Source organism: Amycolatopsis sp. NBC_00348, from assembly GCF_036114655.1.
GTDB lineage: Bacteria > Actinomycetota > Actinomycetes > Mycobacteriales > Pseudonocardiaceae > Amycolatopsis.
Genome location: NZ_CP107994.1, coordinates 4,698,832 through 4,719,110 on the forward strand (window position 1 = coordinate 4,698,832; position 20,279 = coordinate 4,719,110).

General features: G+C 69.5%; 16 protein-coding genes. 8 read left to right on the forward strand and 8 right to left on the reverse strand.

The genetic code is table 11. The features are described 5' to 3' along the window. Positions 1-14: 14 nt before the first annotated feature. The gene (locus OHS58_RS20475) at positions 15-215 is read right to left on the reverse strand and encodes a hypothetical protein (protein ID WP_326954442.1); all 201 of its coding nucleotides are present in this window, start codon (positions 213-215) and stop codon (positions 15-17) included. Between the two features lie 544 nt (positions 216-759). Next, complete coding sequence (locus tag OHS58_RS20480; protein WP_328649469.1) at positions 760-3,825, reverse strand: AfsR/SARP family transcriptional regulator; 3,066 nt, start codon at positions 3,823-3,825, stop codon at positions 760-762. A 515-nt stretch (positions 3,826-4,340) separates the two neighbouring features. On the opposite strand from OHS58_RS20480, the gene OHS58_RS20485 reads away from it, so the two are divergent. Continuing rightward, complete coding sequence (locus OHS58_RS20485) at positions 4,341-5,570, forward strand: hypothetical protein (protein ID WP_326954444.1); 1,230 nt, start codon at positions 4,341-4,343, stop codon at positions 5,568-5,570. A gap of 266 nt (positions 5,571-5,836) precedes the next feature. Here the strand turns inward: OHS58_RS20485 and OHS58_RS20490 are convergent, their stop codons facing one another. Beyond that, positions 5,837-8,089, reverse strand: coding sequence for an ATP-binding protein (locus OHS58_RS20490; RefSeq protein WP_326954445.1), 2,253 nt, complete (start codon positions 8,087-8,089; stop codon positions 5,837-5,839). An 885-nt stretch (positions 8,090-8,974) separates the two neighbouring features. Here OHS58_RS20490 and OHS58_RS20495 point away from each other — a divergent pair. Both OHS58_RS20495 and OHS58_RS20500 read left to right on the forward strand, forming a co-directional pair. Next, on the forward strand, positions 8,975-10,282 hold the full coding sequence (locus OHS58_RS20495; protein ID WP_328649470.1) for a lipase family protein: 1,308 nt from the start codon (positions 8,975-8,977) through the stop codon (positions 10,280-10,282). 50 nt (positions 10,283-10,332) lie between these two features. Further along, a complete protein-coding gene (locus OHS58_RS20500) occupies positions 10,333-10,977 on the forward strand; it encodes a TetR/AcrR family transcriptional regulator (RefSeq protein WP_326948182.1) in 645 nt (214 codons plus the stop codon). Here OHS58_RS20500 and OHS58_RS20505 read toward each other — a convergent pair. Continuing rightward, entirely contained in the window at positions 10,967-11,839 is an 873-nt protein-coding gene (locus tag OHS58_RS20505; protein ID WP_328649471.1) for a LysR family transcriptional regulator, read from the reverse strand. The two genes, OHS58_RS20500 and OHS58_RS20505, sit on opposite strands and share 11 nt — an antisense overlap. Before the next feature lie 101 nt (positions 11,840-11,940). Between OHS58_RS20505 and OHS58_RS20510 the strand changes: the two genes are divergently transcribed. Beyond that, complete coding sequence (locus OHS58_RS20510; protein WP_328649472.1) at positions 11,941-12,837, forward strand: TIGR03620 family F420-dependent LLM class oxidoreductase; 897 nt, start codon at positions 11,941-11,943, stop codon at positions 12,835-12,837. Positions 12,838-12,877: 40 nt separating this feature from the next. Here OHS58_RS20510 and katG read toward each other — a convergent pair whose 3' ends face one another. From katG to OHS58_RS20525, 3 genes are all read right to left on the reverse strand, one after another. Further along, entirely contained in the window at positions 12,878-15,064 is a 2,187-nt protein-coding gene (gene katG, locus OHS58_RS20515; protein ID WP_442875549.1) for a catalase/peroxidase HPI, read from the reverse strand. A gap of 57 nt (positions 15,065-15,121) precedes the next feature. Beyond that, entirely contained in the window at positions 15,122-15,544 is a 423-nt protein-coding gene (locus OHS58_RS20520) for a Fur family transcriptional regulator (RefSeq protein WP_247049742.1), read from the reverse strand. Positions 15,545-15,619: 75 nt separating this feature from the next. Beyond that, on the reverse strand, positions 15,620-16,099 hold the full coding sequence (locus tag OHS58_RS20525; RefSeq protein WP_328649474.1) for a pyridoxamine 5'-phosphate oxidase family protein: 480 nt from the start codon (positions 16,097-16,099) through the stop codon (positions 15,620-15,622). A gap of 125 nt (positions 16,100-16,224) precedes the next feature. Here OHS58_RS20525 and OHS58_RS20530 point away from each other — a divergent pair, with 125 nt between their 5' ends. Then, a complete protein-coding gene (locus tag OHS58_RS20530; protein ID WP_247049736.1) occupies positions 16,225-16,560 on the forward strand; it encodes a hypothetical protein in 336 nt (111 codons plus the stop codon). Then, a complete protein-coding gene (locus OHS58_RS20535) occupies positions 16,560-16,712 on the forward strand; it encodes a hypothetical protein (RefSeq protein ID WP_328649475.1) in 153 nt (50 codons plus the stop codon). Before OHS58_RS20530 ends, OHS58_RS20535 begins: the two co-directional genes overlap by 1 nt. A 51-nt stretch (positions 16,713-16,763) precedes the next feature. Here the strand turns inward: OHS58_RS20535 and OHS58_RS20540 are convergent, their stop codons facing one another. Further along, a complete protein-coding gene (locus OHS58_RS20540; protein WP_328649476.1) occupies positions 16,764-17,582 on the reverse strand; it encodes an IclR family transcriptional regulator in 819 nt (272 codons plus the stop codon). Positions 17,583-17,676: 94 nt separating this feature from the next. Between OHS58_RS20540 and OHS58_RS20545 the strand changes: the two genes are divergently transcribed. Then, the gene (locus OHS58_RS20545) at positions 17,677-18,786 is read left to right on the forward strand and encodes a mandelate racemase/muconate lactonizing enzyme family protein (protein ID WP_328649477.1); all 1,110 of its coding nucleotides are present in this window, start codon (positions 17,677-17,679) and stop codon (positions 18,784-18,786) included. Beyond that, entirely contained in the window at positions 18,774-20,279 is a 1,506-nt protein-coding gene (locus OHS58_RS20550) for an aldehyde dehydrogenase (RefSeq protein ID WP_328649478.1), read from the forward strand. Before OHS58_RS20545 ends, OHS58_RS20550 begins: the two co-directional genes overlap by 13 nt.

Here is a 20,279-nt window from a genome sequence, read left to right on the forward strand (position 1 = left end):
GACGCCCACGCACGTCAGTAGTAGCGCCAGTGAAGCGTGGAGGCCTGCGGCTCTTCCTTCACGCCATACGGCGCCGCGAGGGCAGGGATGTACGTCGGCTCCGAAACCGCAGTGCCGACAGGGCCGTAAGTCGACGCCTCGGCGGACGCAGCCGTCACCGAGAGCACCCATACGACGCTGGACGCAACCGCGACCGAAGGCCAGAACAGCTTCAACTCGTCCACCTCAGGGCCCGGTGGCCGCGTATCAGCAGCCACGATTTACTGGACGCCGAGACACTACCGGCTGACAAATGTTCACCCAACAGTGGCCTCCCCTACTGATCAGGCTACCGTCAGCAACACTCAACGCTAATTTCGAAGATCATCAACCTTAACTCGCCGACACACTGCCCGACCAGGGGATAATTTCTACTTCGCTCCGTAATCCTCGATCATCGCACCAGACCTCGCTTCGACCACAACGAGTCAACTATGCGCTCGAGTTCATGTCACAACGAGTAACAGTCGGCAACGCCCAACAGGTCGCGCGACTCGACGTGGCGCGAACCCGACGCAAGAGGCCCGACCTGGGCGCCCGCATTTGACATATAGGCGCAGATTGTCACATCCATGCTTCGTACTCGCGAGGGCCTTCAGGAGGATCATTCACGCGTCCGTGTGTCCCTCCTCGGAAAACACGACAGCGGCGCTCATCCAGTGAGCGCCGCTGTCGACACGATGGGGCCAGGCCCTCCACACCTGGCTCGGAGTACTGGTTCTACATCGGGTCTTTGGTACCGGCTGACCTTCTCTGGGCACGCCCCGACAGCAACAGCTGCGGAGACGGCATCGCGACGGTGTCGCCGTCACGAGCCTGTGGAATCACCGCGAAATCCAGCTCCTCCAGCAATGCCTCGATCCGCCGCGCCTGCCCGACCCGCTCGCGATCCCGGAACAACTGCGCTGCTCGCAGCCACAACGCACGAGCGTCGTCGAGGTTGCCCCGATCCCGCAAGATCTGAGCCAGCGTGTCCAGGGCCCTCCCCCTGCCCGTCGCATGCCCAGACCGATCTGCGAGCTCGACCGCCCGGTGAGCGTGCTGCAACGCGACACGGTCCTGACCTTCGGCATGACGAAGACGTGCAAGAACGGTGTTCAACTTCATCGCCGCCGGCAGATGCTGGCTCACGCTGACCAGCGCCGACGCCTTTCGGCATTGCTCATCGGCTGCCTCTTGGCGCCCCATCCGGGTCAGCAGGTCGCCCAACGCGATATGAGTCAGAATGCGACCCGGGCCGTCGTCGATGTGCTCACGCACCGCCAGTGCCTCGCGGTACAGCTCGATAGCTTCGCCCTGGTGACCGCCCTGCTCCAGAAGCGCGTCCGCGAGCCGGTGAAGAGCCGCGCCACATCGCTCCGGCTCTTCCAGTGCCCTCGCCGACGCCAGCGTCTCCCGGGCCATGGTCACCGCTTGCTCGACTCGACCGGCGTGCAGGTGCCGCCGTGCCATGTTGAGCATCACCGTCACCCGGCCGATCCCGATGCCGTGTTCGTCGACCAAACGCAACGCGGCTTCCAAGTACGGCTCCGCGCGCGAGTCCTGTCCCATCAGCAGCAAGACGTGCCCGAGGTCGTTTAAGCTCGACGCCTCCGCGTATGCGTTGCCCACAGCCGCGGCCGACGACGCCGCAACCGTGAACCCGGTGATGATGTCACCGAAGTGACCGTGCCGGTCGAACACGTCTGCTGTGAGCGACGGCAGAGTAAAGGCGATTTCGTGCAACTGCGCCTGTGCCGCGAGCTGAACCGACGTAGTGAGGGTCGTGCGCTCGCGCAGGAACCACTGTCGCGCTGCTGCCGGTGTCGTGAACTGCGCCGCGACGACATCCTCACTGATCTGCGGCATCTCCGGCCGGTCTCGGCCTGGGTAAACGACCTGGTGCGCTTCGTACGCGGTAAGGAGGTAGTACTCGAGCAGCCGGCGCCGCGCCTGCTCGATATCAGGAAGCTTCCGGGCCAGCGACGCCGCGTACAGCTGCAGCAGGTTGTGCACCCGGTAGCGGTCCAGGTCGCCGGGCTGCTCGATCAAATGCGCCGCGACCAGCACGTCCAGTGATCGCCGCACGTTCGACACCGACCGCCCGTCCGCCGCGGCGACCGCGTCCGAGGCCACCTCCACCCCGGGATGGAGCCCGATCATCGAAAAGGTGCGCTGCTCAGCAGATCCCAAACCTTGAAACGACAGAGTGAAGGCCGACCGCAGGCTCCGCCCCGGCCCGTCACCGTCGTTACCCAGGTCCAGCAGCATGTCCGCGTCGCGCAGCGCCTCGGCCAGCGTCGTCAACCGCATACCCGCGCGCGCGGCCGCGCGCACTGCCACCAGGGTCAACGCGAGTGCGTTGCCCTGACACAGCCGGATCAGCCCGCCCGTGCCGACTGGATCCTGCCGGGCCCGCAACCCGATCCGCCGTTCCAACAGCTCGCGTGCCGCCTCCACCGACAGCGGCGCCACCGTGACCACGGGACACGTTCGTGCGGCCAGCAGCGCCGACAACCGCTGTCGGGTGACCACCACGACCGTGCATCCCGCCAGGACACCCAGCAGCGGCTCGACCTGGTCCGAGCGGGCCACGTTGTCCAAGATCACCAGCATCCGGCGTTGCGCCAGCAACCGGGTCAGCCGTGCCGCTCGCGCGACCGGAGACACGATCTGATCGACCTGGACATCCATCAGCTCCAGGAGCAGCTCGACCACATCCGCCGCCGTACGCCCTGCGGTCTGGCCATCGCCGCGCAGGTCGAGCATGACCACACCGTTCGGGTAACGCCCCGCAGCCCGGTGCGCCCACCGAAGAGCAACCGTCGTCTTCCCCGCCCCCGGCGCCCCGGTGAGCATGACCACCTCGTCGCGCGGCAGGCCGGCCGAGTCCGTGGTGAACGCATCGAGCTCCGCGATCACCTCGTCGCGCCCGACAACGCCGCCGACATCGGGCGAAACGTGCCAGACCACCGGGAGCACCTGCTCCTCGACCTCCGGCGTCTCCATGACTCGCGGAACCGGCCTCACCGATGCAGGGAAGGAAACGGCGCCGGGCTTGATCACCTCGTTGTAGAGCGCGAGCAGGTCATCAGCGGCATGCAGGTCGCCGGACTCTTGCAATTCCCGGCGGATCCGCCGGAAGTACTCGGACGCTTCCAGCCCTCGACCCGCGGCCATCAACGCCCGGATCCGCAGCTTCGCCAGGCCCAACTCCATCGGATGAGCCGCATCCAGCTCTTCCAGACGTGCCACGGCCAACTCGGTTTGCCCGAGCAGCAGTTGCTGGGCGGCCACGAACGCGTTGGCCGGCACCCACTCATTGCGCTGCCAGCGGATGCGCCACTGATCAGCTGCGTCGGCCCGCAAATCCGCCAGTGGCTCGTCGCGTCGCAGCCGCAGCGCGGCCAGCGCCTCGACGTGCGCGCGATCGTGTTGCCCCCGGTCGTGGAACTCGCGCGCACGCGACATCATCGCCCGAAACTGAAGGTAATCGATCTGCTGATCATCGACACCCAAGCGGCATCCGCCCTTGCCGATACTGACGACACCTGGATCAACACCTTCGGACTGGAAGATCTGACGCAGCCGGGCGCCTGTCTGGTGCAGCGTTCCCAGGCCGTCCTGTGGCGGGTTCTCCTGCTCGTCCCACGCCCACTGCACGACGGTGTCCACCGACGCTCGTTGGTTCGGTTGGGCCAGCAATGCGGCCAGTACCTTGCCGGGACGCCCGCGCACGGGCTTCACGCCCAGATTCCCGTGCAGCAGCAAGACCGTTTGCCCGAGAATTCCGAACCCGATTTCCACCAGACCCCTCCCCATGGCGAACCCACCGTCAGCCCTCTCCACCCTCAACATTTTCGCATTTGTCCAGACGGACAGCCAGTTCATCGCCACAAGTGTCCTGAAATGATGATCACCGCTGATCGAATACACGTCGGCAAACCAGCAGGCCGACACAACTTTTCTGCCCCTCGATCCGGGTCCATGACATTTTTCGGACACCGAACACGATTCAACAGCATGACGACAGAACCTGCCGTCTCTGAAGCCTTACCAGCAGCGGCGGTCACAGATGCGCAACGTTGTCCGATTATTCCGCGATCGCATTACCGGACACAAGGGACCCTGCGCCGACGAATCCGGAGTCCGCCGCGACGCTCTCAGACTCACGCCGCACCAGCCGTTCACAGCACCGGAAAGCCTCCACTGACGATCAATGTTGATCAACTGTCAATGACCCGATGCACAGACTGAAAGCTGTTTCACAAGCTGTCCCAGCAACCTGGGTTCAAGCCCACGATGCGAGGGAGACATATGCGATGAGCGCCACCACATGGGTACGCAGTCCCATCGATCACGCCGATCAGCACCTGCTCACCCGCCGCGGCACGAAATCCGTACTCGTGCTGGTGCCGCATATCGTCGCCGGTACCCGTTTGCTGGATTTGATGCCGCTGCTGGAGGCCGATCACCGCATCCAAGTCGTCTTCAGCGACCCCCACGACGACGACAACTGGGAAGCCACCCGCGATTTCCTCCACGCTCACGGCGCCGCCGTGCTGCCGTGGGCCCAAGCCCGCCGTAGCCGCCTCGACCTCGTTCTCGCCGGCAGCGTCGCTGGACTCGACCAGCTCGCCGCGCCGGCCCTGCTCGTCCCGCACGGCGGCGGATTCGGCCAGTACCGCAACGGAAGCCCGCCCGGCACCACCTTCACTCAGCCACCCCAGCTGCGCACCAACCTCGGCCCTGATCAGCTGATGCGCGAAGGCCGCCTCCGCGCCGACGCGATCGTCCTCGTCCACGACCGCGAGCACGCCCTGCTCGCTCAGGTCTGCCCGGCGGCGCTTCCCGCCGCCGTCGTCGCCGGCGACATCGCCTTCGACCGCCTCGCTGCCAGCCTCCCCTACCGCCATCAGTACAGGCGTGCTCTCGGCGCCGCCGACGACCAGCAGGTCGTCCTGGTCACCTCCACCTGGTCACCACGATCGGCGTTCGGCCGCCACCCGGACATGTTCGACCGCGTCGTCGCCGAACTCCCCCACGACCGCTATCGCATCGTCGCCGCCGTGCACCCGCAGATCTGGTCCCACCACAGTCCGTGGCAACTACGGTCCTGGCTCGCTGACGCACTCCGTGCCGGCCTCGTCCTCGTCCCGCCCGAGGAGGGCTGGCGCGCCGCACTGGTCGCCGCCGACCACGTCATCGGCGACTACGGATCCGTCACCGGCTACGGCGCGGCTATTGGCGCGTCGATTCTGCTCGCCGACACCTCCGACCGGCCGCTGCTGCCCGCCACTCCGACCGAATTCCTCGCCCGGCACGCTCCCCACTGGCAGCTGGACCAGCCGCTCGAGCCGCAGCTGCGCGCCGCCGCTCAGGCCCGCGACACCACCGGATTCCCGCAGTCCATCCGCGAACTGCTCACCTCACGCCCCGGGCAGGCCGGACGCATCCTGCGCCGCACCATGTACCGGCTGCTCAACCTGCCCGAACCTGCCCGGGAAGTGCCGGTCTCCCCCGTCCCTTTGCCCAAGCTGGTGAGAACATGACCTCCTACACACCGATCATCACCGTCCACCCCACCAGCGCCACTGCTGCCGGCTGCGGCCTGACCCACTGGCGATACAGCCGAGACCGCCATCACGGCACGCTCCTCACCGCCCACCGCGACAACCAGCGCAACCGCCAGACACTCGCCGACGTCGTCATCACCTCGCCACAGCCGTGCCGAGCAGACGGCCGATCAACCCTGGCCGCTGTGTTCGACCGGCTTCCCGGCCTCACCATGGTCGCGGTGCCGATCGGCACCGCAGTGCTACTGCTCGGCGATCACACCGGAGATATCACCCTCATCCCCGCCGGCCCCGCCGAGGTCTCCGCCGTCGGCGCCTTCCTGTGGCTGATCACCGGGCACCGGCTGCACACCCTCGCCTCGATCAGCCTCATCGAGCCTGCGCAAGGCCGCGGTTGCGCGGTCAAGTGCGGTGCCACCGACATCACTCAGCAGCTCGACAGCTTCGGCCAGGTAACCCCTGGCCCTGCCACGCTGGTCATCGCCGTCGGAGACCTCAGCCAGCGCCAGCAGCACCTCCGCCTCATACACAGCTGACCCTGACCTGCTCAGCACCCCTCGCGCCTGACGCAGCCGGCTCAACGCCGCCTCGGGACGCCCGGATCGCGCATCGATCCGGGCCAGCCCCAGCGCCACCTGCGCCTCACTCTTGTCGTCCCCGATCTCAGCGAACAACTGCGCGGCTGCCTCCAGATGCCGCGCAGCCTCGGTGTCCAGACCTGCCTGCCGCAACGTCTCCCCGATCCGGCGGTGCCGCAACGCCACCCCGCGATCGATGCCCAGCTCCTGCTCCAACAGCAAGCTCTCGGTGAACAGCCTTACCGCAGACTCCAGTTCACCGCGATCCCGCGCCACCATCCCCAGCTGCTGCAGCGCCGCCGACTCGTTGCGCAGATCGTTTACCTCCCGCGCCAGCTCAGCTGCCCGTCGCGTCTCCTGCTCAGCGCGCCCCAGGCGCCCCAGATCCAGGTAGGCACGGCCCAGCTGATGACGCAGCCGCGACTCCGCCACCCGGTTGCCGCAACGCTGCGCCGCGGTGATGCCCAGTTCGTGCGAGCGCAGCCACTCCGGGTATAATTTGCGGTAAAGCATCAGCTCCCACAACGCCTCACACAGCTGCCACGCCAGCTCGTCGTGCCGGTCCGCGACCGCGTCCTCCAGCACCACCACTACGTTCGGCAGCTCCGCAGCCAGCCACTCCAAAGCTGCTCGATCCGAGGCGAACCGAGCCGGCTCGTGCTGGAGCTGCTCTGCGACAGGGCTGACTCGCCAGCGCAGCGGGATCACCACCAGGTTCGCTCGCGTCATTTCCCGCAAGTACCACTGCCCAACCCGCACCAGGACCTCATCACACTCCTGATCCCACTGCGCGCGACCATGCAGGCGGACCAGGTCGTGAAAGCGATACCGATCGCTGTCGAGCTCCTCCAGCAAGCTCGTGTCCACCAGTACCTGCAGACCGTCAGCTGCCTGCTCAACGGTCATCTGCCCGACCGCAGCGACAACACCGGACCCGAAGTCCGGCCCCGGATGCGCACTCATCAGCCGATACAGTCTGGCCACGTGCTCGGGTAGAGCTTCGTAGGACCAATCGAACGTTGCGGTCACCACCGTGTCACCGTCGGCCGTAAGCCGTTTCAGCCGCGACCGTTCGTCACTCAGTTCGGCAACCACCCGCGCCACCGACCAGCGAGGTCGCGACGCCAGCCGCGCGGCCGCGACCCGTAACGCGATCGGCATCCGGCCGCACAGCCTCGCCAGCTCGACGACCTCCCGCTGCTGATCGGACACTCGCGGTCGACCGACCGCACGGGCCAGCAACTCGACCGCCTGAGCCTGCGGCAACGGATCCATCTCCACGGACCGCGCACCTTCGGAATACAACCCATCCAGGCGCAGCCGGCTCGTGACCACCACCATGCACCCCACCGACGCCGGCACAAACGGACGCACCTGCGCAACCGACGCCGCATTGTCGACCACGATCAGCAGCCGCCGACCGGCCGTGACCGTCCTGAACAATGTCATCTGCTCCGCCAATTGCACCGGCACGTGCTCGGGCGTCACGCCCATAGCCCGGAGGAACGCGGCCATCACCTCTTCCGGCAGCGCTGCCGAGTCCGCGGAGAAGCCCCGCATGTCGGCGTAGAGTTGCCCATCGGCAAACCGCGCCGAGTTGCGTACAGCCCAAGTGACCGCCAATGCCGTCTTACCCACACCACCAGGTCCGACAATCACTGCTATCGGTGCCACAGCACCAAGTTCGTCACCTACTGCAGCGGCGATGCGGTCCAGCGCTTCCAGCTCGCCTACGCGACTGGTGAAATGCGCCGGTATCGGTGGCAATTGCCGAGGGATCGTCCACGCCGCACCGGCCTCGGTCCCACTGACCAGCGGTCCGCGTTGGGCGCCCAGTTCACCTACCGAGCAGATCCGGCCGTCAGAGGCATCGGACACTCGCACATCAGGCGTCCCATCGATTCTGTCAACAGGCACGTCACACTCCCCCACTATGCCAACAAGCGCAGGCGACACCGCGGCGCTCAGCCGTGACTCGCGTAGCTATCCGCCGCGACGCCCGTGCAGCAGCCCGCCTCCCGGGCAACACGACAGAACCAGTCATCCGAGAACCCTTCCCCGTAATCCTCGAACTTCCTTGTCTACCTCGGCGAGCACATGTTGCAACACCGCCACACCGAGGCGTACCCGAACGCACCACACACCAGCTCGACTCTTACGAGTGACCTTGAACGCGACCGGCCGGCAGCAGTCGCACCGAAGCGGTCAGCGTGAAAGCCTGTCTGCCGATATCGGCTATCCCCGGCGTGGACCACCGACATCGTCGCCGTCGAAGCGCTGGTCGACTCCTGAGTTCCCGAGGGTGTCGGCCGAGAGGCTCTGGCTCGTCGCCGGGGGCATCGCCTACGCCCACCCGGCATCTGGACCGACTACCAGCGGTTGAGCAGGACGTATCCCCGAGCACTGTTGTTGAAGTCGGAAAAATACGCCACTTTCGGGTTCTGCTGGACTACTGGATCGCCGTGGAGGCCACGTCGTTCCCGAGCGCGGTGGACGCCAACATCGGCCCCAGCGACTGCCTCGCCGCCAGATTGGCCCATGACGCCGACTCGAAGGGCAACATAGTCACCCGGATCGATGAAGGAACAACGAGGACAGGAAACCCCACTGCCAGGTGAGGCACGCTCGACAGCTCTTGAACACAGCAACACTCCCCGCGGCGCGCACCGCTCTGGTCTGAGCTTCCCGTAGTCGCTGGTCACCCGACCGGCGGAAATGGTGTACGCCCCTGTACACCATTGCTACTGGCTGGTAGGTTACCGATTCACCATTGTGATCCACTTCATGATTCAAAGGGGAGTCATGATCAAGCCTGCCCGCTTGCTGGCCGTCGCCGCGGCCCTCACGCTGACCGTCGCCGTGGCGCCGGCGGCCTCCGCGGCTCCGGCGGCCGATTCCTTCTACACCTACAGCGGCAGCGAACCGCTGTCGTCGTTCGATCCCGGGGCCGTGCTCAAGACCCGGACGCTGAGCTACCACATCGTCGGCATCCCGACTCCGCTGACGGCGATCCAGCTGCTCTACCGGACCACCGACGCGCAGGGAAATCCCGCCGCCAACGTCACGTCCGTGGTGCGGAGTCCCAACGGGGACAACAAGAAAGCCATCTCGTACCAATCCGCCTACGACTCGCTCAACCCGGCGGACAGCCCGTCGCGGGCGATCGCCGGTGACGTCACCCTCGGCGGGCTGCTGCCCAACGGGGAGTCCCTGCTCGTCACGCCCGCACTGCTCCTGGGCTACAACATCCTCATCCCCGACACCGAGGGGCAGGACGCGAACTTCGCCGCGGGGCCGGAGTACGGCACCAACACCCTGGACTCGATCCGGGCCGCGACGAAGGCGGCCGAGACGGGCCTGACCGGCACCACCAAGTTCGGCCTCATCGGCTACTCGGGCGGCGCTATCGCGACCGGCTGGGCGGCCGCGCTCGCGCCGAGCTACGCGCCCGACGTCAACAAGAACCTGGTGGGCTTCACCGAAGGCGGCGTGCTCGTCGCGCCGTCGCACAACCTGAAGTATGTCGCCGGCAGCCCGGTGTGGTCCGGCGTCATCCCGATGGCGCTCGTCGGCGTCGCCCGCTCCTACGACATCGACCTCAAGCCCTACGCCAGCGCGTACGGCCTGAAGGTCCTCCAGGAGGTGGAGCAGGCGTCGATCATCAACGCGCTGGGCCGCTACCCGGGGCTGACGTGGGAGAAGCTCGTCAAGCCGCAGTACTCGAACCCGAACTCGGTGCACCCGTTCGTCGACGCCGTCAACAAGGTGAACATCGGCTCGGCGCCGACGCCGTCCGTTCCCGGCTTCATCGCGCAGGGAAACAACGGGCTGCTGGAAGGCACCTTCGGCAACCCGCCGGGGATCGGGACGGGTGACGGCGTGATGGTCGCCGGCGACGTGCGGGCGCTGGCCCGGCAGTACTGCGCCGACGGCAACAGCTCGATCAAGTACGCGCAGTACGACCTGCTCAGCCACGTCGGCGGCGCGGTGCGCTGGGCGCCCGACGCGATCGGCTGGCTGAACGACCGGTTCGCCGGGAAGGCCGCGCCGTCCAGCTGCGGGCACATCCCGGCGGGCAACTCGCTCGCCCCGGAAGTCCCCACGAGCTGACACCGCTGTGCCCGGCCGGAGCACCCGGCCGGGCACAGTACGGTCTGCACGTGACAGCGCACCGGAAGCTGCCGAAGGGCCCGCACAGCCTCAGCCGTGACGAGGTGGCCGGCACCCAGCGCGCCCGGCTGATCGACGCCGTGCTGGAGAACGTCGGCACCCGGGGCTACCTCGGCACCACGGTCGGGCACATCACGGCGACCGCAGGCGTCTCCCGGACGTCGTTCTACCAGCAGTTCGCCGACAAGCAGGACGCCTTTCTCGCCGCATACCGCGTGCTCAGCAACGACTTCATCGACCAAGGCGTCGCCGTGGCCGCTGCGGCCCCGACCCCGCTCGAAGCCGTCGCCGCGTGCGGCGACTTCCTCGTCGACTACGTCCACCGCCGCCCGACGGCGGTCCGCGCCGTCCTGCTCGAGATCTTCGCCCTCGGCGACGCCGGTCTCCAAGCCCGTGAGGAAGTCCTGCGCGCGGGCGAAGCCGTGTTCGACCGGACGGTCCTTTGGCTGCGCAGCACCGATCCCGCGCTGCCGGCGCCACCGCCGTTCACCGCACGCACCGTCGTCGCCGCCACGATCGAACTGATCACCCAGGCCATCTGGCAGGCCACCGAAGAGGCGTACGACCAGGCCCGGGAAGCCGTCCGCTACACGTGGCTGCTGGGGATGTTCGGGCACCAGAGCCTCAGCTGGTGAGGCCCGCCTCCGCGCACTTGCGGAACGCCGCCACCAACCGGTTCCGGTCCCCCGCGCGGGTCGCCAGGGCCACGTGGCTCGGCTCGACGTCCGCCAGCGGAACGGTGGTCAGGTCCGGGCGCAGGCCGGTGGGTGTGGCGGAGCCCGCCGGGACGATCGCCACCGCCTGACCGCTCGCGACCAGCTCGATCTTGTCCTCGATGGCGCTGATGAACGGCCCGTCCGGCGCCGGGCGGCCGTCGGGACGCGGGTCGACGCGCCAGAAGGCGTCCCACTCGGCGTCGGACGCGCGGGGCAGCGGCTCGTCGGCGATGTCGTCGAGCGTCACGGATTCCTTGCCCGCCAAGCGGTGGTCGCTCGGGATCAGCAGGACCCGCGGCTCGTCGCGCAGAACCGTCACGTGCAGCCCGGTGCTGGGCAGCGGCAGCCGGACGATCGCCGCGTCCACGCGGTTCTCGAGCAGCGCCGCGCGGGCGTCGTCCCACTTCAGGTGGAGCGTGCGGACGTCGGCGTCCGGATGGCGGTGGCGCAGCGCGCGGACGGCCGGGGTGACGATCAGGTTCCCGGTGTAGCCGACGGTGATCCGGCTGGGCCGGGCGACCGCGCGGGCGCGGGCCGTCGCCGCGGCCGCCGAGCGCAGGACGTCGGCGGCGAGCGCGAGGAACGCCTCGCCGGCCTCGGTGAGCCGGGTACCTTGCGGCGTGCGGTCGAGCAGGCGCGCGCCGACCTGCTGTTCCAGCCGGACGATCTGGCGGCTCAGCGACGACTGCGTCAGGTGCAGCTCGGCGGCGGCCCGGCCGAAGTGCCGGTGCTCGGCGACGACGGTGAAGCTGCGCACCAGCCGGAGTTCGAGGTCGTCCACGGTCCGATCGTACCGCCGTGAGCTGTGGTGATGCACAGATCGCGACACGCGATGCGAAACGCCAATTGGACGCGGCCGGCGTGGTGGCCCACGGTGGAGGCATGGACATCACCACGGCTCGTGCCGCGCTCGGCCCGCTCGGCGTCTACCTGCCGATCTCGTTCACCGGCAGCCCCTCGGCTGCGGACCAGCGCGAAGGCGCGCGACGGCTGGAGCGCGCCGGGTACCGCGCCGCCTGGACCAACGAGGTCGTCGGCGGCAAGGACGCCCTGGTGCAGCTGGCCGTGCTGCTCGCCGCGACGGACCGGCTCACGTTCGGCACCGGCATCGCGAACATCTGGGCCCGCGAGCCGCAGACGCTGCACGCGGGCGCGGCCCAGCTGGCCGACGCGTACCCGGGCCGGCTGGTGCTCGGGATCGGCGTCGGCCACGCGCCGCAGGCCGCCGGGGTCGGGCGCGAGTACGGCAGCCCGGTGAAGACCCTGCGCGACTACCTCGAGCGGATGACGGCGGAGACGTGGCCGCCCGCGCCGGACGTGGCGTACCCGCGGATCCTCGGCGCGAACGGCCCGAAGATGCTGGCGCTGGCGGGCGAACTCGCCGACGGCGCCTACCCCGCGAACCTGCCTCCGGCGTACACGACCGAGGCGCGCAAGGCGCTGGGCGCGGACAAACTGCTGGTGGTCGGCCTGACGGTGGTCACGGAGGCCGACCCCGCCGCGGCGCGCGCGGCGGCGCGGGAGAAGGTGTCGGCCAGCCTGGGCCTGCCGTGGTACGGAAAAGCCATGGAACGCTTGGGTTTCGACGTCGCCGACGTCGACGCCTTGGCGGACGCGGTGGTCGCCCACGGCGGCCCGGACGCGATCGCGGCGAAGGCCCAGGAGCACCTGTCGGCGGGCGCGGACCACGTCCTGCTGATGCCCCCGACAACCGACGACTTCCTCGCGGACGTCGCGGAGCTGGAACGACTCGCGCCCGCGTTCGGCACCCTCGGGTGAGGGCGCCGGACGCGGGCGCGGAGCCTGCCTACAGGTCAGCTCAGACCAGGTCGTACCGGTCCGCGTTCATGACCTTGTGCCACGCGGCCACGAAGTCGCGGACGAACTTGTCCTTGGCGTCGTCGCTCGCGTAGACCTCGGCCAGGGCGCGCAGCTCCGAGTTGGAGCCGAACACCAGGTCGGCGCGGGAGCCGGTCCACTTGACCTCGCCGGTGGCGCGGTCGCGGCCCTCGAAGGTCTCCTGGTCCTCCGACGTCGACTTCCACTCGGTCTCCATGTCGAGGAGGTTCGCGAAGAAGTCGTTCGTCAGGGCACCCGGCGTCGAGGTCAGCGCACCCAGCGACGTCTGCTTGTGGTTCGCACCCAGGACGCGCAGGCCGCCGATGAGGACGGTCAGCTCCGGCGCGCTCAGGTTCAGCAGGTTCGCGCGGTCGATCAGCAGGAACTCCGACGGCAGGCGGTGGCCCTTGCCGCGGTAGTTGCGGAACCCGTCGATCGTCGGCTCGAGCGGCGCGAAGGACTCCGCGTCGGTCTGCTCCTGCGTCGCGTCGGTGCGGCCCGGGGTGAACGGCACCGTGATGTCGACGCCCGCGTCCTTGGCGGCCTTCTCGACGGCCGCCGCGCCACCGAGCACGATCAGGTCGGCCAGCGAGACCTTCTTGCCACCGGCGGAGAAGGACTCCTGGACGCCCTCCAGCGTGCGCAGCACCTGCGCGAGCTGGTCGGGCTCGTTGACCTCCCAGCCGCGCTGCGGCTCGAGACGGATGCGGGCGCCGTTCGCGCCGCCGCGCTTGTCGCTGGCGCGGAACGTCGAAGCCGACGCCCACGCGGTCGAGACGAGCTGGGCGACGGTCAGGCCCGAGTCGAGCAGCTTGGCCTTGAGGTCGGCCACGTCGGCGTCGGAGACCAGCTCGTGGTCGACGGCGGGGACGCGGTCCTGCCAGATCAGGGCTTCCTGCGGCACCAGCGGGCCGAGGTAGCGCTGGATCGGGCCCATGTCGCGGTGGGTGAGCTTGTACCAGGCGCGGGCGAACGCGTCCGCGAACTGGTCCGGGTTCTCGTGGAAGCGCTTGGAGATCTGCGCGTAGACCGGGTCGACGCGCAGCGCCAGGTCGGTCGTCAGCATCGTCGGCTTCCGGGCCGGGTCACCGGCCTCCGGGCCGGGGATGGTGTCCTCGGCGTCCTTCGCCACCCACTGGTGGGCGCCGGCCGGGCTCTTCGACAGCTCCCACTCGTAGCCGAACAGGTTGTCGAAGAACTGGTTGCTCCACTGCGTCGGCGTGGAGGTCCAGGTGACCTCGAGACCGCTGGTGATGGCGTCGCGGCCCTTGCCGGAACCGAAGGTGTTGTTCCAGCCGAGGCCCTGCTCCTCGATGCCGGCGCCCTCGGGCTCCGGGCCGACGTGCTCGTCGGGGTCGGCCGCGCCGTGCGTCTTGCCGAAGGTGTGGCCACCGGCGATGAGGGCGACGGTCTCCTCGTCGTTCATCGCCATCCGGCCGAACGTCTCGCGGATGTCGCGGGCCGAGGCCAGCGGGTCCGGGTTGCCGTTCGGGCCTTCGGGGTTGACGTAGATGAGGCCCATCTGGACCGCGGCGAGCGGGTTCTCCAGGTCGCGGTCACCGGTGTAGCGCTCGTCGCCCAGCCAGGTGCGCTCCGGGCCCCAGTACACGTCCTCGTCCGGCTCCCACACGTCGGCGCGGCCGCCGGCGAAGCCGAAGGTCTTGAAGCCCATGGTCTCCAGGGCGCGGTTGCCCGTGAAGATCATCAGGTCGGCCCACGAGATCTTCTGGCCGTACTTCTTCTTGACCGGCCACAGCAGGCGGCGGGCCTTGTCCAGGTTCCCGTTGTCCGGCCAGCTGTTCAGCGGCGCGAAGCGCTGCATGCCGGCGCCCGCTCCGCCGCGGCCGTCGTCGATGCGGTAGGTGCCGGCGCTGTGCCACGCCATGCGGATCATGAACGGCCCGTAGTGCCCGAAGTCCGCGGGCCACCACTCCTTCGACGTGGTCAGCACCGCGTCGACGTCCGCGGCCAGCGCGTCCAGGTCGACGGTCTTGAAGGCGGCGGCGTAGTCGAAGTCCTCACCGAGGGGGTTGGCGACGGCGGGGTGCTTGCGCAGGATCTTCAGGTTGAGCTGGTTCGGCCACCAGTCGCGGTTTCCCGCGCCCTCGGTCGGGTGGTTGCGACGCCCGGCCGAGACCGGGCAGCCGCCCGCGGTCTCCTCGTTCATCTCGCCAACAACGGCGTCAGGGCTGTCAGACACAGGAATCCTTCCGGGAAACGGTGTTCAGGAACTGGAACAGTCGGGGCACAGGCCCCGGTAGACGACCTCGGCCTCGTCGATGACGAAACCGTGGGCTTCGGAGGCGGTCAGGCAGGGCGCACTGCCGACGGCGCAGTCGACGTCGGCGATGGCCCCGCAGGACCGGCAGACGACGTGGTGGTGGTTGTCCCCGACCCGGGCTTCGTAGCGCGCCACGGAACCCGGGGGCTGGATGCGCCGGAGCAGCCCGGCGCCGGTCAGTGCCCGCAGGACGTCGTAGACGGCCTGGTGGGACACTTCGCCGAGGTCGCCGCGCACGACACCGATGATCGAGTCGGTGTCGGCGTGCGGGTGGCCGTGTACCGCGGTCAGCACCGCCAGCCGTGGACGCGTGACGCGCAGGGACACCCCGCGCAGCATCCGCTCGAACTCCGAAGTCGTGGGCACGGCGGCGAGTCTGCCCGATAATCTGGAATGAATCAAGATTGAGTCCGCCGGAGCCACCCATCCGGGTCTTGACCGCTACAGCTCGGCACGGTGATCGTCGGTCCGGCCATGCCGCTGACAAGGCGTTCCGGGCTCGCGCGGGCAGAGCACCCACATCTCCGACGCCGTGAACGCGTACAGCCGGTACGCCGACGGCGCCGTGACGTCGTCGAGGCTCACGGCCGCGGCGCCGTCACTCCGGGGGTAACCGGCCAGGGCGCGTTCGAGGTCGTCGCCGGCGAGTTCCCGCGCTTCGCCCGCCGCGTACACCGCGCGGCCGTGGTACGGCGCCACCGTCGAGTCGAAGACGACCGCGCTCACCCGCGGGCGTTCGGCCAGGTTGCGGGAGTGGCGGGCGTCGATCGCCGAGACCCAGACGAACTCGCGGTCGCCCGCCGGGGCGAAGTAGACCGGGGTGAGCCAGGGCGCGCCGTCCGGGTCGGTCGTGCCCAGGGTCAGGTAGCGGTTGGCCTCGATCAGGTCCCGCGCGTGGGCGTTGAGGTCACTGACGGTCATCGGGACATCCAACCGTATTCCCCGAACCGGTGAGATGGAGATCACGAGTGCCGGCGTTTACCGGTGCACCGGACGGGTAACCGGACCGCGTCCGGGTTGGTTCACTTCTCCCAGGAGTTGTTCGCATGACCAGCGTCCTGACCGGCGGCCGCGAAAACGCCCGCCGGGTCCCCCCGCAGCAGCGCCGGCCGGACGGAGGCGACCCCTCCGCCGAGCTCACGAGGCTCGCGGCCCTGGCCGATCTGGCCCGGCGGTCGACACCGCCGATCATGCACCGCGCGATCCTCGCCGGCGGCGATCCCGCGAGCGTGGCCGCGGCCGCGCGGCTGAGCGCCGCGCAGGCCCACATCCGCTGGCACGAGTGGGCGGGCACCTCGGTCCCCCTCGACGAGTACCTCCGGGTCCACACCGCGTTCGCCGACGCCATCGGCGCCCACCACGACGTCATCCAGGAGATCTGATGTCCGCCACCACCGACACGCCGCCCGCGCCGTCCGCGCCGGGCACCCGCGCGACGCTAGCCGAGCTGGCGGCCCTGGGCGAAGCGGCGACGGGCCTGCTGACGGAGATCACCGAGCACCTGGCGCAGCTGGACCCGCCCGCGAAGGACTGACCTCGCCCAGCTGTCCACCCGCGTCCACTGTGGACGTGGGTTTCGTGCTTCTCACGTGAGCCGAGTCCTCCGCGGCAACGGCCTCTCAGCCGCCGCGAACCCCAGGTGCTCCGAGACCTGGGCCGCCGCTTCCGCTGTGCTTCGGCCGGCTGCCTCCAGGCGGTTCGCCAGCCTGGCCGCCGGTGCGGAGATGTTCAGTGCCGCCACCACGCGGCCGCGGAAGTCGCGGACCGGGGCCGATACTCCGGCCAGGCCCTCCTCGAACTCCTCGTGGACGCGGGCGTAACCGTCGCGGCGGCACTCCTGGATCTTCGCCCAGAGCTGCGGCAGCGTGCGGACCTCCGAGCGCGGGTCGTCGGCGTCGAAGGCGGGGAACCGGACGTACAGCTCGTCCGGGGTCGCGTCGAGCAGCAGCACCCGCCCGGCCGACGTGCAGTACGCGGGCACCCCGCGCCCCTCCCAGTCGTGCGCGCGGAACGAGTGCCCGGACACCGAGAGCAGCGTCAGCACCTCCTGCTCCCGCAGGACGCACAGGTGGCTGGTCTCCTCCAGCTCCGCCGACAGCGCGTGCATCACCGGCTCGGCGGCGCGCACCAGCCGGTCCTCCACCGTGCGCGCGACCAGGGAGAACAGCCGCCAGCCCAGCCGGTAGCCGAGGGTGTCCGGGTCGCGCTCGACGACACCCTCCTCGGCGAGGGCCTTCAGCGCCCGTGAGACCTGGCTCTTCTCCCGGCCGGTCAGCTGCGCCAGCCGGACGACGCCGAGCCCGCCGGCCCGCTGCGCTTCGGGCGAGGCCAGGGCCTCCAGCAGGTCCAGGTCACGGCGCAGACCGTGGCCCGAAGGCCGGGCCGCGTCGGCCGGGAGCGTCATCTCCGGACGTTAACAGTTGGTCTCAGCGCAACGCGCGTTGCGATGTGCCGCCGCCCCTTGCCGCGTCCCGTGGCGGCTCATAACGTCGAAACCGATGAAGATCACCGACATCGTCCTGGACCGGCTGCGGCTCGACCTCGACCCGCCGCTGCGCGCGGCGTGGGACCCGCGGCCGCGGCGGCACTTCGACGCGACGATCGTGCGCGTCCACACCGACGAAGGCGTCACCGGCATCGGCTCCGGCGACACGATGGCCGGGTTCGACGCGGTCAAGGACCTGTTCCTCGGCGAAGACCCGCTCGACATCGTGCGGCACGTGAAGGCCATCGAGACGGCCAACTTCCACGGCGGCCGCTTCTGGCCGCTGGAGGCCGCGCTGTGGGACGTCATCGGCCAAGTCGCCGGGCTCCCGGTCGCGACCCTGTTCGGCAACGCGGCCAAGGCGGTCCCGGCGTACGCGTCGTCGGCCGAGTTGAAGCCGCCCGCCGAACGCGTCGAGACGGCGCTGCGGGCGCGCGAAGCCGGGTTCCGGGCGATGAAGATCCGCATCGACCGGGACCACGTCGCCGACGGGATCGCCGCCGTTACCGCGGTGCGCGACGCACTCGGGCCCGACTTCGCGATCATGGTCGACCTCAACCAGTCCTGGCGGATGGCCGGGGACACGGCTGCCGCGTCGGACCTCGCCAAGACCCGCGGGATCGTGCGGCGGCTGGCCGAGCTGGACGTCTTCTGGGTCGAGGAGCCACTCCCCTACGAGGACGTCGACGGCTTCCGGACGCTGCGCGCGGAGAACCCCGGCGTCCGGATCGCGGCCGGCGAGATGCACCACTCGGTGCCCGAACTGCTGCGCTACCTGGAACACGACGTCCTCGACGTCTACCAGATGGACGTCGTGCTCGCGGTCGGCATGCACCGGGCGCGCACGCTCGCCGAAGTGGCCCAGCTCAAGCACCGGGCCTTCACCCCGCACAGCTGGACCAACGGCATCGGCGTGCTGGCCAACCTGCACGTGGCCGCCGGGGTCGGCGGCGGGCCGTTCTTCGAGTTCCCGTGGGACCCGCCAGGCTGGACGCCGCAGCGGCGCGACTTCATGCTGGCGGAGCCGCTCATGATCACCTCCGACGGCACCCTGGAGGTCCCGCAGCGGCCGGGCCTCGGCATCGAACTGGACGAGGAGGCGGTGGCCCGGTGGCGGATCTGACGCACCAGGACTGGCAGGCCCTGGCGGACAAGCTGACCTTCGAGACCCGGCCGTTCGTCGGCGGCCGGTCCGTCGAGTCCACTTCGGACACGACGTTCGCCAGCACGTCCCCGCGGGACGGCCGGGAACTGACGCGGATCCCGGCCGGGAGCGCCGAAGACGTCGACCGGGCGGTCCGCGCGGCGCGGGAGTCGTTCGAGGACGGCCGGTGGCGCGGCCTCGCGCCGCGCGAGCGCAAACGCATTCTCCTGCGCTGGGCCGAGTCAATCATGGACAACGCGACCGAGCTGGCGCTGCTCGACTCCCTCGAGATGGGCAAGCCGGTCGGCGAGGCGCGGCGCGTCGACGTCACCAAGGCCGCCGAGACGATCGCCTGGTACGCCGAGACGATCGACAAGACCTACGACGAGGTCGCGCCCACCCCCGGCGACGCGCTGGCGTGGATCACCCGGGAGCCGCTCGGCGTGATCGGCGTCGTCGTCCCGTGGAACTACGCGCTGCTCATCACGTCCTGGAAGCTGGGCCCGGCGCTGGCCACCGGCAACTCCGTCGTCGTCAAGCCCGCCGAGCAGACGTCGCTGGCGACGCTGCTGCTGGCCCGGCTGGCGACCGAGGCGGGGCTGCCCGACGACGTGCTCAACGTCGTCCCGGGCCGCGGCGAGGTCGTCGGCCAGGCGCTGGGGCGGCACCCGGACGTCGACAAGATCGCGTTCACCGGCTCGGCCGAGGTCGCGCGGCTGTTCCAGGTCTACGCCGGGGAGTCCAACGGCAAGCAGGTCGCCGTCGAGGCGGGCGGCAAGTCACCGCAGCTCGTCCTGCCCGGCGCCGATTTGGCGGCAGTGACACAGGCGGTCGCGTGGGGCATCTTCTACAACGCCGGGCAGACCTGCAACGCGGGGTCACGCCTGGTCGTGCCCGCCGCGCTGAAGGACGAGCTGCTGGCCGAGGTCATCTCGGTCACCGACTCGACGTTCCGGATCGGCGACCCGCTCGACCCGGCGACCGTGCTCGGCCCGCTCGTCGACGACGTCCAGCTGGACCGCGTACTGGGTTACCTCGACGGCGCCCGGGCCGACGGCGCGACGATCACCCACGGCGGCGAGCGGGTGCTGACCGAGACCGGCGGGACGTACCTCGAGCCGACCATCGTGGACGGTGTGCGGCCCGGGATGACCATCGCCCGCGAGGAAGTCTTCGGACCTGTCCTGTCGGTGCTGACCTACGACGGCGACGTCGGCGAAGGCGTCCGGCTGGCCAACGACAGCGACTTCGGGCTGGTCGCGTCGGTCTGGACGCGGGACGTCACCACCGCCCACCGCGTCGCGCGGCAGCTGCGCGCCGGGACGGTGTGGATCAACACCTTCGACGCCAGCGACGTGATCACCCCGTTCGGCGGCTTCAAGGCGACCGGCGCCGGCCGGGACAAGTCGTTGCACGCCTTGGATGCCTACACCGCCCTCAAGACCACCTGGCTCGCGCTCCCGGAGGATTAG